The sequence below is a fragment of the Streptomyces tropicalis genome (assembly GCF_029269835.1).
GTDB lineage: Bacteria > Actinomycetota > Actinomycetes > Streptomycetales > Streptomycetaceae > Streptomyces > Streptomyces tropicalis.
Map to the genome: position 1 here is coordinate 444,975 of NZ_JARJBB010000002.1, position 14,274 is coordinate 459,248.

16 protein-coding genes and 1 pseudogene are annotated in these 14,274 nt (G+C 71.0%); 10 read left to right on the forward strand and 7 right to left on the reverse strand.

The window, feature by feature from the left end:
* Positions 1–111: 111 nt before the first annotated feature.
* Complete coding sequence (locus P3H78_RS05950) at positions 112–357, reverse strand: hypothetical protein (RefSeq protein WP_276107713.1); 246 nt, start codon at positions 355–357, stop codon at positions 112–114.
* A gap of 6 nt (positions 358–363) precedes the next feature.
* Complete coding sequence (gene mca, locus P3H78_RS05955) at positions 364–1,242, reverse strand: mycothiol conjugate amidase Mca (RefSeq protein WP_276107714.1); 879 nt, start codon at positions 1,240–1,242, stop codon at positions 364–366.
* Between the two features lie 202 nt (positions 1,243–1,444).
* Between mca and P3H78_RS05960 the strand changes: the two genes are divergently transcribed.
* Together P3H78_RS05960 and greA are read left to right on the forward strand one after the other, a co-directional pair.
* On the forward strand, positions 1,445–1,846 hold the full coding sequence (locus P3H78_RS05960) for a DUF4307 domain-containing protein (RefSeq protein ID WP_276107715.1): 402 nt from the start codon (positions 1,445–1,447) through the stop codon (positions 1,844–1,846).
* 176 nt (positions 1,847–2,022) lie between these two features.
* On the forward strand, positions 2,023–2,523 hold the full coding sequence (gene greA / locus P3H78_RS05965) for a transcription elongation factor GreA (protein WP_276107716.1): 501 nt from the start codon (positions 2,023–2,025) through the stop codon (positions 2,521–2,523).
* Between the two features lie 91 nt (positions 2,524–2,614).
* Here the strand turns inward: greA and P3H78_RS05970 are convergent, their stop codons facing one another.
* The 3 genes from P3H78_RS05970 to ilvA all read right to left on the reverse strand — a co-directional run bounded on the left by P3H78_RS05970 (position 2,615) and on the right by ilvA (position 5,884).
* Complete coding sequence (locus tag P3H78_RS05970) at positions 2,615–3,472, reverse strand: ABC transporter permease (protein ID WP_276107717.1); 858 nt, start codon at positions 3,470–3,472, stop codon at positions 2,615–2,617.
* Positions 3,469–4,482 (reverse strand): ATP-binding cassette domain-containing protein, encoded by a 1,014-nt coding sequence (locus P3H78_RS05975; protein ID WP_276107718.1) that lies wholly within the window; start codon positions 4,480–4,482, stop codon positions 3,469–3,471. The genes P3H78_RS05970 and P3H78_RS05975 overlap by 4 nt, the downstream gene beginning before the upstream one ends.
* A 172-nt stretch (positions 4,483–4,654) precedes the next feature.
* The gene (ilvA, locus tag P3H78_RS05980) at positions 4,655–5,884 is read right to left on the reverse strand and encodes a threonine ammonia-lyase (RefSeq protein WP_276107719.1); all 1,230 of its coding nucleotides are present in this window, start codon (positions 5,882–5,884) and stop codon (positions 4,655–4,657) included.
* Positions 5,885–6,047: 163 nt separating this feature from the next.
* On the opposite strand from ilvA, the gene P3H78_RS05985 reads away from it, so the two are divergent.
* The 3 genes from P3H78_RS05985 (at position 6,048) to P3H78_RS05995 (ending at position 7,556) form a co-directional block, all read left to right on the forward strand.
* Positions 6,048–6,554, forward strand: coding sequence for a MarR family winged helix-turn-helix transcriptional regulator (locus tag P3H78_RS05985; protein WP_276107857.1), 507 nt, complete (start codon positions 6,048–6,050; stop codon positions 6,552–6,554).
* Between the two features lie 110 nt (positions 6,555–6,664).
* On the forward strand, positions 6,665–7,180 hold the full coding sequence (locus P3H78_RS05990; protein ID WP_276107720.1) for a sigma factor-like helix-turn-helix DNA-binding protein: 516 nt from the start codon (positions 6,665–6,667) through the stop codon (positions 7,178–7,180).
* A 127-nt stretch (positions 7,181–7,307) separates the two neighbouring features.
* Positions 7,308–7,556: a hypothetical protein gene (locus tag P3H78_RS05995; RefSeq protein ID WP_276107721.1), complete on the forward strand. Its 249-nt coding sequence runs from the start codon at positions 7,308–7,310 to the stop codon at positions 7,554–7,556.
* A 15-nt stretch (positions 7,557–7,571) separates the two neighbouring features.
* Here the strand turns inward: P3H78_RS05995 and P3H78_RS06000 are convergent, their stop codons facing one another.
* Positions 7,572–8,726: a cystathionine gamma-synthase gene (locus tag P3H78_RS06000; protein ID WP_276107722.1), complete on the reverse strand. Its 1,155-nt coding sequence runs from the start codon at positions 8,724–8,726 to the stop codon at positions 7,572–7,574.
* 347 nt (positions 8,727–9,073) lie between these two features.
* Here P3H78_RS06000 and P3H78_RS06005 point away from each other — a divergent pair, with 347 nt between their 5' ends.
* The gene (locus tag P3H78_RS06005) at positions 9,074–10,192 is read left to right on the forward strand and encodes a hypothetical protein (protein WP_276107723.1); all 1,119 of its coding nucleotides are present in this window, start codon (positions 9,074–9,076) and stop codon (positions 10,190–10,192) included.
* A 103-nt stretch (positions 10,193–10,295) separates the two neighbouring features.
* A pseudogene (locus P3H78_RS06010) lies at positions 10,296–10,561 on the forward strand (peptide-methionine (S)-S-oxide reductase MsrA); the annotation flags it as partial.
* A gap of 153 nt (positions 10,562–10,714) precedes the next feature.
* Here P3H78_RS06010 and msrA read toward each other — a convergent pair.
* Entirely contained in the window at positions 10,715–11,227 is a 513-nt protein-coding gene (gene msrA, locus P3H78_RS06015) for a peptide-methionine (S)-S-oxide reductase MsrA (protein WP_276107724.1), read from the reverse strand.
* Positions 11,228–11,808: 581 nt separating this feature from the next.
* Between msrA and P3H78_RS06020 the strand changes: the two genes are divergently transcribed.
* The 3 genes from P3H78_RS06020 to P3H78_RS06030 are packed head-to-tail and all read left to right on the forward strand — an operon-like array spanning position 11,809 to position 14,261.
* Entirely contained in the window at positions 11,809–12,189 is a 381-nt protein-coding gene (locus P3H78_RS06020) for a WXG100 family type VII secretion target (protein WP_276107725.1), read from the forward strand.
* 60 nt (positions 12,190–12,249) lie between these two features.
* Positions 12,250–12,567 (forward strand): WXG100 family type VII secretion target, encoded by a 318-nt coding sequence (locus P3H78_RS06025; protein ID WP_276107726.1) that lies wholly within the window; start codon positions 12,250–12,252, stop codon positions 12,565–12,567.
* Positions 12,567–14,261, forward strand: coding sequence for an RNase A-like domain-containing protein (locus P3H78_RS06030; RefSeq protein WP_276107727.1), 1,695 nt, complete (start codon positions 12,567–12,569; stop codon positions 14,259–14,261). Before P3H78_RS06025 ends, P3H78_RS06030 begins: the two co-directional genes overlap by 1 nt.
* Positions 14,262–14,274 lie beyond the last annotated feature (13 nt).

Sequence of the window (14,274 nt, forward strand, 5' to 3'; positions counted from 1 at the left end):
GACGCGGCCGGCCGGTCGACCGTGGTCGCCGGCGAGGCGCGGCGCGGCCCGGGTCGGGGCCCGCGCCGGCCCGATGCGTCGGCCCCGGCCCGGTGGGTCGGCCGGGGCGGGTCAGCCCTGGTGGGCCCGGCGGTCGGACGGGGCGGACCCGGACTCCGCCTTCGGGTCCGGGGCCTCCTTGAAGTCCACCTTGCCCATGTGGCGGCTCATGGACTTCATCAGGCCCCACACGGCCAGGGCCATCACCGCGAAGACGATGAAGCCGAGGACGCCCGGGGTGACCTTGTTCTCGTCGATCTCGGCGAGGGGGACGAGATGCGTCATTGCGAGGCTCGCGCTTGCGCTCATGTCAGGCATTGTCCCTCAGGGCCGCCGGATGCCCGCAAAGAGGTCGTCCTCCGGGAGCGAGGTGTCCACGAGGGCCTTCGCGAGCTCGTACTCCTCCGTCGGCCAGACCTCCTTCTGCACGTCCATCGGCACCCGGAACCAGCCGCCGTCGGGGTCGATCTGCGTGGCGTGCGCGATCAGGGCCTTGTCGCGGATCTCGAAGAAGTCGGCGCAGGGGACGTGCGTGGTGAGCGTGCGGTCCCGGTGGCCGGACTTGTCCCAGCGCTCCAGCCACTCGCCGTAGGGGGACTCCAGCCCGCGACCCAGCAGCGCCTTGTGCAGCGCCTCGGTGCGCGGCCGGTTGAAGCCCTGGTTGTAGTACAGCTTCTGCGGCTGGTACGCGGGGCCGAACTCCGCCTCCGGGTACTTCTCGGTGTCCGCCGCACCCTCGAACGCCACCATCGAGATCTTGTGGGTCATGATGTGGTCGGGGTGCGGGTAGCCGCCGTTCTCGTCGTAGGTGGTGATCACCTGGGGGCGGAAGGCGCGGATCCTCCGCACCAGCTCGCCGGCCGCCTTGTCGACGTCCTCGAGGGCGAAGCAGCCGTCCGGCAGCGGCGGCAGCGGGTCGCCCTCGGGCAGACCGGAGTCCACGAAGCCGAGCCACTCCTGCTTGACGCCGAGGATCTCCCGCGCCTCGTCCATCTCCTTCTTGCGCACCTCGTGGATGTGCTCCTCGATGTACGCGTCGCCCTGGAGCTTAGGGTTGAGAATGGAGCCGCGCTCTCCGCCCGTGCAGGTGACCACCAGCACGTCCACCCCCTCGGACACGTACTTCGCCATGGTGGCCGCGCCCTTGCTCGACTCGTCGTCGGGGTGCGCGTGCACGGCCATCAGTCGCAGCTGGTCAGTCAAGGCTCAATCCTCAGTCGAGTCGGTGCCCGGCGTGAGCGGGCAGTCAACGGGTCCCCTTCCCGCCGGGACACCGGCCCGGGGTGCCGTCCGGGCGGCGCGCGGGGGCTTCTATAGTGACCGAATCGGGGGGCGAATAATTCCGGGGTCCGGCTTCGGACGCCCCTCGCGGGATCCGCGTCCCGCCCCTGCCGAGAGGACGATCATGAGCACGGCGAGCACCCGGCTGCCCGAGGGCCGCTACGGCCGCTCCCCGGACGAGCGCGCCGACGGCAAGCTCAGGATCGCCGCGATCGTCCTCGGCGCCGCCCTGCTGGCCCTGATCGGGTACTTCGCCTACCACTACGTCGGCGAGAGCAGGATCAGCGGACAGGTGATCACCTTCCAGGCGTCCGGCGACAACGCCGTGCAGGTCCACCTCGAGGTCCGCAAGGACGCCGGCGTCCACGGCTACTGCACCCTGCGTTCACAGTCGGCGACGGGCGACGAGGTCGGCCGCGCCGACTTCCGCTTCGACCAGAAGGCCACCCGGATCGACAAGGTCGTCACGCTCCGCACGACGGCCCGGGGCACGACCGCCGAGCTGCTCGGCTGCCACGCGGGGTGACGCTCGCGGCTCACGGCGGATGCACGGTCGCTGACCTGCATTGACGTGATTCTGATGGCTTATGTCCTCCCCCTTCCGGCGCTGAATTGTTAGGCTCGTGGTTTCGCCCATCCAAGAGGGAACATTCTTCTGGGTAGGGCGATGCTTTGTATTCCCAGTACCGACGAGGAGCACCTGTGACCCAGACCAGCGAGAACGTCACCTGGCTGACCCAGGAGGCGTACAACAAGCTCAAGGATGAGCTTGAGCACCTTACTGGTCCTGCGCGCACGGAGATCGCCGCCAAGATCGCGGCCGCGCGCGAGGAGGGCGACCTGCGCGAGAACGGCGGGTACCACGCGGCCAAGGAGGAGCAGGGCAAGCAGGAGCTCCGCGTCCGCCAGCTCACCCAGCTCCTGGAGAACGCCCAGGTCGGCGAGGCCCCGGCCTCGGCCGACGGCGCGGTCGCGCCGGGCATGGTCGTGACCATCGCCTTCGACGGCGACGAGGACGACACCCTTACCTTCCTGCTGGCCTCCCGCGAGTACGCCAGCGCCGACATCGAGACCTACTCGCCGCAGTCGCCGCTGGGCGCCGGCGTGATGGGGCACAAGGTCGGCGAAGACGCGGAGTACGAACTGCCGAACGGCAAGAAGGCCAACGTAAAGATCCTCAAGGCCGTCCCCTACAACGGCTGAGGCATCCCGCACTTCCGGAGCGAAGCCCCCGGCGCCGACCGCGCGCCGGGGGCTTCGTCGTGTCCGCGTCAGACAGGCCGGCGGTCCCGGCTCACGCCGTCGCCGACCGGTACTTGCGGACCGCCAGGGTCCGGAAGATCACGATGATCAGGGCGGAGTAGAGCAGGGAGGCCCAGACCGGGTGCTGCATCGGCCAGGCGCTCGAGGTGGACGCGCCCGGGTTGGCGAACAGGACGCGGCATGCCTGGGCCGTGGCACTGAAGGGGTTCCACTCCGCGATGTGGCGCAGCCACGGCGTCATGTTGCTGGTGTCCACGAAGGCGTTGGAGATGAAAGTGACCGGGAACAGCCAGATCAGACCGCCGGACGTGGCCGCCTCCGGGGTGCGCACGCTCAGGCCGATCAGCGCGCCGATCCAGGTGAAGGCGTATCCGAGCAGGAGCAGCAGGCCGAACGCGGCGAGCACCCGCAGGGCGTTGGTGTCGCCGTTGGACCCGACGCGCCAGCCCACGAGCAGGGCGACGACGGCGAGGACGAGCACCGTGAGCGCCGTCTGCACCAGGTCGGCGAAGGTGCGCCCGGTCAGCACCGCGCCGCGCGCCATGGGCAGCGAGCGAAAGCGGTCGATGAGGCCCTTGTGCATGTCGTCGGCGATGCCCGCGCCGGAGCTGGCGGTGGCGAACGTGACGGTCTGCGCGAAGATGCCGGCCATCAGGAAGTTCCGGTAGACGGAGGGGTCGGCGCTGCCGCCGACGCGCATGGAGCCGCCGAAGACGTACGAGAACAGCACCACGAACATGATCGGCTGGATCAGTCCGAAGATGACCATCTCCGGGATGCGGGACATGCGGATCAGGTTCCGCTTCGCGACGACCAGCGAGTCGCGGACGGACTGGCTGAGCGCGTTGCCGGGCAGCGCCGTGGGCGTCCGGTCGGTGACGGCACTCACTGGGCCTCCTCCTTCGTCTTCGGCTTGCGGCCCCGCGCGTCTGCGCCCGGTCCGCCGTCAGGGTCGGTGCTCTCGGCCATGTGGCCCGTCAGGGACAGGAACACGTCGTCGAGGGTGGGGCGGCGGAGCCCGATGTCGTCGATCTCGATGCCCCGGGCGTCCAGTTCGCGGATCACCTCGGCCAGCAGCTTGGCGCCGCCGGAGACCGGCACGGTGAGCCGGCGGGTGTGCTCCTCGACCGTGGTGTCGCCCTTCCCGAAGCCCCGCAGCACCTCGGAAGCGGTCGGGATGTGCTCGCGGTCGTGCACGACGACCTCGACGCGCTCGCCGCCGGTGCGGGCCTTGAGCTCGTCGGAGGTGCCCCGGGCGATGACGCGGCCCTGGTCGACCACCGCTATCTCGTGGGCGAGGTGGTCGGCCTCCTCCAGGTACTGCGTGGTCAGCAGCAGGGTGGTGCCGCCGGAGACCAGCTCCTTGATGACCTCCCACAGCATCTGCCGGTTGCGCGGGTCCAGGCCCGTGGTCGGCTCGTCCATGAACATCACCGGCGGGGAGACGACGAGCGCGGCCGCCAGGTCGAGCCGGCGGCGCATGCCGCCGGAGTAGGTCTTCGCGGGCCGGTCGGCGGCGTCGGTGAGGTTGAACTGCTCCAGCAGCTCCACCGCGCGGACCTTGGCCGCCCTGGCCCGCATCTGGTAGAGCTGTCCGACCATCTGGAGGTTCTCCCGGCCGGTCAGGTACTCGTCGACCGCGGCGAACTGGCCGGACAGGCCGATGGAACGCCGCACCTCGTTGGGCTGCCTGAGGACGTCGAGGCCGGCGACGACGGCCCTGCCGCTGTCGGGCCGCAGCAGCGTCGTCAGACAGCGGACCGTGGTCGTCTTGCCCGCGCCGTTCGGCCCGAGCAGTCCCAGGACCGTGCCCTCCGGGACATCGAGGTCGACGCCGTCCAGAGCCCGTACGTCGCCGAAGGTCTTCACGAGACCTTCGGCATAGATGGCGCCTGGCATGTGTGTCTCCACGTCGTGGGTGATGGACAGGGAAGTGTGACAAAATCCTGCGGCCGCCCCGCGGGGAAGGTGGCCCGCGACACACCGTAACGCGATGTATCGCGTGTCTCAACGGATTTTCCCGACCCGGAGGCGCGGGTCCCCGGACCCGGCGGTGCGGAGCGCTCCGGCCTCAGCCGATGACCGTGTAACCGGCCTCGCGCAGGGCGCGGCCGACCTCGGCGCAGTGCTCCGGCCCCTTGGTCTCCAGGTGCAACTCCACCTCCGCCTCCGTGAGTCCGAGCCGGGGGTCGGTCCGTACGTGACTCACATCGAGGACGTTAGCGTCCGCCACTGACAACGTCCCGAGAAGCGTGGCCAGAGCACCCGGCCGGTCCGTCAGACGCAGCCGGACGGCCAGGTAGCGGCCCTGGGCGGCCATGCCGTGCCGCAGGACCCGCTGGAGAAGGACCGGGTCGACGTTGCCGCCGGAGAGCACCGCGACGACCGGGCCCCCGAAGGCGTGCGGGTCGGCCAGCAGCGCCGCCACCGGGCTCGCCCCGGCGGGCTCCACCACGAGCTTGGCCCGCTCCAGGCACAGCAGCAGCGCCGCGGACAACTGGTCCTCGGTCACCGTGCGGACCTCGTCCACGAACTCACGTACCAGCGCGAACGGCACGTCGCCGGGCCGGCCGACCCGGATCCCGTCGGCCATCGTCACCGGGTGCTCGATCGCCACCGGGTGGCCCTCGGCGAGCGAGGGCGGATAGGCCGCCGACCCCTCCGCCTGCACGCCGACGATCCGCACGTCCGGGCGCAGCGCCTTCACCGCGACCGCGATGCCCGCGATCAGGCCGCCCCCTCCGACCCCCACGACGATCGTTTGCACCTCCGGGCACTGCTCCAGGATCTCCAGCCCGACCGTGCCCTGCCCCGCGATGATGTCGGGGTGGTCGAAGGGGTGGATGAACACCGCGCCCGTCGCGGCCGCGTACTCCTCGGCCGCCGCCAGCGTCTCGTCGACCACCTGGCCGTACAGGCGCACCTCCGCGCCGTAGTCCCGGGTGGCGCTGATCTTCGGCAGCGGCGTCGTCTTCGGCATGAACACGGTGGCGTGCACGCCGAGCAGCGACGACGCGAGGGCGACGCCCTGCGCGTGGTTCCCGGCGCTGGCCGCGACCACGCCCGCGGCGCGCTCCTCCGGCAGCAGGCAGGCGATCCGCACGTAGGCGCCGCGCAGCTTGAACGAACCCGTCCGCTGGAGGTTCTCGCACTTGAGGTGCACCGGCGCGCCCACCAGACGGGACAGGTGCCGGCTGCCCTCCATCGCGGTCGTCCGCGCCACACCCGAGAGCATCTTCCGGGCCCCGCGCACGTCGTCGAGGGTGACGCTGCGCAAGGATCCGGCCGTGCTGTCACGCATGCCTCAAGTCTCGCAGCTCACCCCGGCCGCGCGCCGGTGTGACCAACCTCCGGGACCGGTTTGTGCAGCGCCGGTACGACCCGCCCCCCGGCCGCGTACCCTGTCCCCCAACCCAGCAGCCCTCATCTGAAGTGAGCCCCCGGCCATGCCCACAACACCTGAAATGTCGATGGACATGACGACCGTCGGTGACACCGGTCTTCTCGACACGCTGCAGCACGAGGTGGCGGTGTTCGCCCGCCGTGCCGAGCAGACCCGGCTCGGCGGCGTCGGGCAGGTGCGCAACTCCATGGACCGCGCCGCCTACCTGCTGCTGAACCGCCTGGACAAGGAGGGCCCCATGGGCGTCAAGGCGCTCGCCGCGAGCATGGGCATCGACTCCTCCACGGTCACCCGGCAGGTCGCCCCGCTCGTCGACACCGGGCTGGTCAAGCGCACCTCGCACCCCGAGGACGGCCGTGCGGTGGTGCTGCAGCTGTCCCCGCGCGGGCTGTCGCGGCTGGAGGAGGTGCGCTCCTCGCGGCGCCGGCTCATGGCCGAGCTGACCCGTGACTGGGCGCCGGAGGAGCGCGAGACCTTCTGCGCGCTCCTGACGCGCTTCAACGTCGCCCTCTCCGCCCGCCAGTCGGCTCACGGCGGCCCCGCCCCGGAGACCCCCGCGGCGTCCTGAGACCCGCCCCCTGCGCGGCTCTTGACCCGGGACCCGGGCCTGGCCTCATATGAGACCGGGCCCACGGACACGGTCCCGTGTCCGGAAAGGGGCCCTCGGCGGGAGGCGCGGTGCGAGAACGGCAGGCGTTCCACGGCGCTCGCCGGGCCCGGGAGTGCGAGGCGTTCGTCGCGGGCGCGGCCGGGCGGCTCCTGCACGCCGCCACCCTCCTGACCGCGGAGGACCCGGGCGACAACCCGCGCGCGCGGCGCCTGCTGCTCCTCGCCCTCGCGCACACGTACGCGTGCTGGGACGGGCTGCGCGGCGACGACCCGTACGACCGCGCCCGCCAGTACCTGGCCACCCGCTTCGCGCGCGAGGCGTGGCACCGGCGCGGCGGCGCACACCGCCTGCCGGGGCGCCCGCGCCCGGAGCCGGCGGGCCCGCTCGCCGGGCTCACGCCCCAGGAGCGGCTGGTCGTGGTGCTCCGGCTCTACGAGGGGGTGGCCGAGGAGCAGGCCGCGGCCCTGCTCGGCCTGCCCGCGGACCGGGTCCGCGCCATCTGCGACCGGGCGGTCACCCGCCTCACCCACCGTCCGCGCGGGCCCGCGCCCGCGGTGCGCGGCCCGGAGGTCGCCTCCTCCTGACCGGCACGGCCGGAAGGGCGGCACGCAACCGGCCGGGAGGCGGTGCGCACGGCCCGGCGGGCGGGGCGGCCGTCCTCCGGTCCCGTGGAAGGAGCGGACCGAACGGACCGAGCGGACGGAGACGGGTGTGAACCGGACGGAGCGTGAGGCGGCGGTGCGGCTGCTGATGGAGCAGGCACCGCCCCAGGTGCCGCCGGACCTGTACGGCGAGGTCGTGCGGCGCGGGGGCCGCATGCTGCGCCGCAGGGCGGCCGCCCGCCGGGCGCTGTGGCTGCTGCTGTGCGCCGCGGCGCTCGCCTTCGCGGTGTGGGCGGCGACGGCCCGCCCCTGGGTGGAGCCGCCCTCGCAGACGACTCCACCCGTCACCGGCTGGTGAGCGCCGGGAGCGGCGTCAGCCGAGGGCCTGCTGCAGATCGGCCAGCAGGTCGTCGACGTTCTCGATGCCGACGGAGAGGCGGACGAGGTCGCCGGGGACCTCCAGGGCGGAACCGGCCGCCGAGGCGTGCGTCATCCGCCCGGGGTGCTCGATCAGCGACTCCACGCCGCCGAGCGACTCGCCGAGGGTGAAGACCTGGGCGCGGTTGCAGACCTCCACGGCCGCCTCCTCGCCGCCCTCGACGCGGAAGGACACCATGCCGCCGAACGCCTTCATCTGCTTGGCGGCGACCTCGTGCCCGGGGTGGTCGGGCAGACCCGGGTAGAGCACGCTCGTCACGCGCGCGTGCCGGGTGAGCATGTCGGCGACCTTGACGGCGTTCTCGCTGTGCCGGTCCATGCGCACCGACAGCGTCTTGGTGCCGCGCAGCACCAGCCACGAGTCGAAGGGGCCGGCGACCGCGCCCATCGCGTTCTGGTGGTAGGCCAGTTCGTCGCCCAGGGCCTCGTCGTTGACGATCAGCGCGCCGCCGACGACGTCCGAGTGCCCGCCCATGTACTTGGTCAGCGAGTGCACGACGACGTCCGCACCGAGCGACAGCGGCTGCTGCAGGTACGGCGTGGCGAAGGTGTTGTCGACGACGAGCCGGGCACCGGCGTCCCGGGCGATCTGGGCGACGGCGGCGATGTCGGTGATGCCGAGCAGCGGGTTGGACGGCGTCTCCACCCACACGACCTTGGTCTTCGGCGTGAGTGCGGCCCGGACCGCGGCCGGGTCGCTGGTGTCCGCGACGGACCACTCCACGCCCCAGCGGGAGACGACCTTCGCGAAGAGGCGGAAGGTGCCGCCGTACGCGTCGTTGGGGATCACGACGTGGTCACCGGGGCTGAGCAGCGTGCGCAACAGGCAGTCCTCGGCCGCCAGTCCGGACGCGAACGCGAGGCCCCGGCGACCGCCCTCCAGGGCGGCGAGGTTCTCCTCCAGGGCGGTCCTGGTCGGGTTGGCGCTGCGGCTGTACTCGTAGCCGCCGCGCAGACCGCCCACGCCGTCCTGCTTGTAGGTCGAGACCTGGTAGATCGGCGGGACGACTGCGCCGGTCAGAGGGTCGGCGGTGTTGCCCGCGTGGATCGCGAGGGTCTCGAAGTGCTGACTGATATGCCTGTCGCTCATGAGGCCGAGGGTAATGCTCCCACGCGCCGGAGTGGGTCCCGGGCACGGCGGGGCGTGGATCCCGGGCACGAGGATGCGGGTCCCGGGCACGGCAAGGCGTGGATCCCGGGCACGGCCGGACGCCGGTCCCGAGGACGGGGGACGCGGGACGTGGGTCGCGGGCACGGGGGTCGGGGGACGGGGGTCGGGGACGGGGGTCGGGGACGGGGGTCGGCTGCTCGGCGGGAGGCGGGTCCGGGCACGGCGGGCACCCGGCTGTGGACAGCGCGCCGCGACCCGCGCCCGGTCGTCCACAGGATCCCGGACCGGGTTGGCCATGTGGCGGCGCGGTCTGGTTCGCTTGATGCATGACGATTCTCTGGGTCCTGACGGCGCTGGTGCTGCTGGGCTTCGTGCTGCTCCCGGTCCTGCGCCGCAGGCGCGGCGGCATCGAGCAGGTGCCCCCCGGCCACCCGGACGCCGCGGACCCGGCGCACTACGGCTTCGTGCGCCAGGAGGAGCTGGACGTCCGGATGCCCGGCCCCGACCAGGACCTGCTGGACGTCCTGGACGTCGTGCAGCGCACCCAGGACCACCGCGCCGCCGCCCAGCTCCTGGCCGGCACGGAGACGGAGGGTGAGCGCCGCTGGCAGCGCGTGCAGGCGTTCGCCGGCGCGGCGTCCCTGGAGCTCCAGCAGCGGCCGGGCGGGGTCAGCGAGACCCCTGGGGGGCAGTGGCTGCGGGTCTGGCGGGCCGAGGCTCCCAAGGACCCGGGCGGCGCGGCGGTGCACGCGGAGTTCCTGGTGCAGCAGGCGTGGCGGACGTCGACGCCGGGCACGGACGAGTTCCGGATCATCATGGAGGAGGCCCGGGACGCCTGCGGACAGGCCGCGCTGCTCGCCCCCGGCGATCCGGTCCCGCACATCGTCGAGCTGGCGGTGGCGCGCGGACTGTCGTACTCGCAGCCGGAGTTCGAGAAGCTCTGGCTGCGGATCCTGGACACCGCACCGCACCACATGGGGGCGCACCTGGCGGCCCTGCACTACTGGTGCGAGAAGTGGCACGGCTCGCGCGAGCTGGCGATGTCCTTCGCGGCGGCCGCGGCGGCGCGTGCCCCGCAGGGCTCGCTGCTGGCGGCGCTGCCCCTGTTCGCGGTCTTCGAGCACCTCCCCGAGGTCAACCTGGTCAGCGGCTTCTACCAGAGCGAGGTCGTGACCAGGGCGGTGCACGGCGCGCTCTTCGCGGTCCACGCGGCAGGCCCCGACGACCCGATGCTGGCGCACGTGCGGCACCTGCTGGTCTTCTTCCTGGTGCGCTCCGAGCGGTGGGCGGAGGCGATGAGCCAGCTGGTGCACGTCGACGGCCATGTCGGCGCGGTCCCCTGGACGCTCTCCGAGGATCCGGCGGCGGAGTTCGCCGTCTACCGCGCCCTGGCGGTGGCGGGCTACGAGGCGAACGGGGGCAGCCCGGCGACCCTGCCGCACTGAGCCGCGGGCCAGCCGAGGAGGCCGGTCGTGCGGTGCCGCGCGGGGCCGGAATGCACCGGCCGCCCCGCACGTCGAAGGGGGCGGACCTCCGATGGGAGACCGCATGTTCCCGCACAGCCGCGCTCCCCGGCCCCCGGCCCCCGGCCCCCGGCCCCCGGCCCCCGAGCAGGCTCTGCGCGGCCGCCCGGAGCCGCCTTCGCGGTCCCCGGCCGCCGCACGGTCCTCGGCCACGCACTGCTCGGCCCGTACCCGCAGGGCCTGGAGACCGACGGCTTCGGCCTCGGCTGCTTCTGGGACGCCGAGCGCACCCTCTGGCAGCTCCCGGCGGGCGTGCGGACCAGCCTGGTCGGCCACCGGGGCGGCTCCACCGGCGGGGCGAACCGGGGCGCGTCCTGCCCCACCGGTCTCGTCAGGACCGACGGCTGAGCTCACGGCTTCGGACCGAAGGTCCCCGTTCGGCGATCGGGGCCACGACACGACCCTCGGCCGAGCGGCCTCCGCCCTCTCCCGGCCACCTCGTGGTCAGTCCTCCGCACGGGCGGGCAGCCGCCATCCCGGGCGCGGGAAGTGGCAGGTGTAGCCGTCCGGATAACGCTGCAGGTAGTCCTGGTGCTCGGGCTCGGCCTCCCAGAAGGGGCCGACCGGCTCCACTTCGGTGACGACCTTGCCGGGCCACAGTCCGGAGGCGTCCACATCCGCGATCGTGTCCTCGGCGATCCGCTTCTGCTCGTCGTCCACGTAGTAGATCGCCGAGCGGTAGCTGAGGCCGATGTCATTGCCCTGGCGGTTCCTGGTGGTCGGGTCGTGGATCTGGAAGAAGAACTCCAGGAGCGCACGGAAGTCGGTCTTCGCGGGGTCGAAAAGGATCTCGATGGCCTCCGCGTGCGTGCCGTGGTTGCGGTACGTCGCGTGGGGCACGTCACCCCCCGTGTATCCGACCCGGGTCGCCGTCACGCCCGGGAGTCGGCGGATCAGCTCCTCCATCCCCCAGAAGCACCCACCTGCCAGCACGGCCCTCTGCGTCTGCCCAGTCATTACGGCCCCTCCAATTTCTGTCAGCTCCGCGGCATCCCTGCCCCTGTCCTCAACGCTCGAGGGTTCCAGGCGATTCCGAGCCCGCCCGACCCGCCGTGCGGTCGACGACCACCGGCCACCACGAGGGGGCACCCGCACAGGAGCGATCCGAGCAGAGTGGCCCGCGGTGTCACCATCGCGATCACGGACTACGCGCTCCCGGCCCTCCGCGAGCGGCTCCCCTCATGACGGACGAGCCATGTCACCAGCAGTACCTCTCGGGCGGCAAGAACCCGGGGGGACTGCGGCCTGGGCGGGACGGGTCGCCTGAGCTTCCAGCCGACCGGCCGTGGCATCGATCACCCGTTGCATGGCGCCACGGCCGCGTGGATTGCGACGTACGTGACCGACGTCGGCTCTGCCGGGACTTGAGACCGCCGTGCTCCGTCGTCTCGCTCTGTTCCACCCGTACATCCGCGTTCCTGATGCACGTTCCGTAAGATCCTTAAGTCTGTCGTGACTCACGATGCCGACGGGATGGGGGATACGGCGTGGGAGCACCTGGCACCAGCGCAGGCAGGACGGGCGGCCCCGATCTACGCGTGTCGTCGCAAGGCCTGACGAAGCTAGCCGGTGACCTCGGCGACATGCAGGACCACCTCGACCAGCAGGTCAAGCGCATGGATGCGATCGTCGACCGCATCGAGGCCGGCTGGCGCAGTCCGGCGGCCACGGCGTACCGCGAGTTCCACCGGGCGGCCACCGAGGACGCCGTGCGTATGCGTGAAGTGATGAAACTGCTGGAGGCGGCCGTACGGCTGAGCCGCGACGGCTTCGGCGAACACGACCTGGACGTACTCGACCAGATGCAGCGCATCCAGGTGGACATCACGAGCGAGGTCGACAAGCTCTCCACACCCGGCCCCGAGACCGGGCCGAGCGGTGCACCGTCACCACCGCGCAGCAGCCTCGACTCCTTCTGACCTGAACGGTCCCAGCCAAGTACGCCTCCACAAGCCCAGTAGCCGACACCAAGGGGGATCATGTCGACCGGGCCCGCTGCCGACGACGGCCACATAACCGTCTCCTTCTCCACTCTTCACGAACTCGCCACCGAACTCGAGGACATCCTCAAGCAACTCAACGGCAAGCTCGACGACCTCTACGAGCGCGTCGAGCCGGTCGTCCTGTCCTGGAAAGGCGAGACCCGCGAGGTCTTCGTCCAGAAACTCGACGAATGGGACCGCTCCGCCCAGGACCTGCAGGCAGCCCAGAAGTGGCTCCACGCCTACGTCACCACCGGCCATGCCAACTACACGGCAGCACACCGGGCGGTGCTGCGAGGCTGGGGGGCCACCTGATGGCCACTCCGCCCGCTGCCGGAAGCGGGACGATCGACGTGACTCCGTGCGTCCTCTACGGCGTCTCGACGAGGGTGGCGGGCCAGCAGGATCCCCTGGACCGGGGCATCAAGTCGTTCCTCGACGAACTGGCGCGCTACCCGGACGGTGGCGGCAGAGGGTCGGCCATGAAAGAGTTCACGACCGCCTACCGGCAGATCGCCGAGAAGTTCCTCGAGGTGTGGGCCAAGTCGGTGGTGAGCGTCGGCGGCGCCGCTGTCGGATTCACCACCACCGCCAACAACTACGCGGCGGCCGATGCCGCCACACACCCTGCTCCGGCGGGACACCCGACGCACCGGCCCGTTCCGCATGTCATCGACAAGCCCCCTGCGTATGGTCCAGTCACGGACTTCAAGTGGGGAGATCTGGACCCGGGCCAGAGCATGATGCAGGAGGCCCTGGAAGGCCTGGAGGCCGCGGTCCTGGCGGTCATGCGCCCCTTGCTGGAGCACGAGTGCCGTTGGGGCAAGGCGGCAACGATTCTCCCGTTGCCGAACCACCTGCGCCTGTACTCGATCTCCCAGGCATGGCGGATGCCGCAGACCACACTCAGCATGGTGGACGGCATGCTGACGAGCCTCATCGACAGCATCACCGACCAGGCCAACCAGGAGTGGTACGGCGCGATGCGGACGTTCTGCAGCACGCTGTGGGGAACCTCCGCCTGGGGCCAGAACCGCGAGGGTTACGACTGGTCTAACGACGACGCGAAGAAGAGGGGGACCAGCCACCCCGTCTTCGCCGTGCTGTTCGACACCTGCGACGCCATGGTGGATGCGGTCTATGCCGTCGCCAAGGCGGCCGAGGACGTCCGGGACGATCTGCACCGGATCTACCGCCAAGCCGTCATTGACAGTCTCAAGCAGCTCGATCCGAGAGATTTGGACGTCACGGACGCCAAGAGCCTGGTGAAAGGGCTGTGGGAAGCGGGCAAGGGCCTGGTCGCGGACGTCTCGGTCGGGATCGTGCTGAACATCGACGAGGGCGCCCTGAACGACGCCGTGTCGGCCTACAACAACCGCGTTCATCGGCAGGTCGCCGAAATCAAGGCGCTTCTGCCGTCCCTGGACGAGGCGTACACGAGCGCACCGACCTTCAACGCCGAAACGGCCAGAGCGGAGGCGTTCGGTGCGCGGGCATTAACGGATTTCAAGGGAAACCCACTGTACACGGTGCCGGGGGACAGCGAGTCGAATCACGCCTATCCGATCGATCTGGCGAATCAGGAAGGAGTCCACGGGAGCCACATCATCGACAAACATGTGGGCAAGACCGATGGGCAATTGGCACAGCGACTCAGGGATCAGCCGACGATCGACGCCTCTTCCAGCTTCACCGACCTGACATCAGCACAGAAATACACTCAAAACACGCTCGAGTATGTGGGACCGTCCGGAAATTCAGGTCAGCAGAACGCCGGCGTGGACAATCAAGAAAAGATCAAGAAATGGCTGTCCAGGCCACGCAGGGACAGTTCAATCCTGACCCTCGATCCGGTGAAGTTCAATTCCGTGACCGGGCGTACCGTTGAGGCGAGTGACCCTCGGGCGAGCGCGGCGCAGGACACGCACACGGTGAAGGTCGTACTCAAGTACAAGAACGGCCTTCACCCGCCCTACGTGGTCTACACATCCATGCCGACGCTTCCGTGAGCGCACCGTGGGA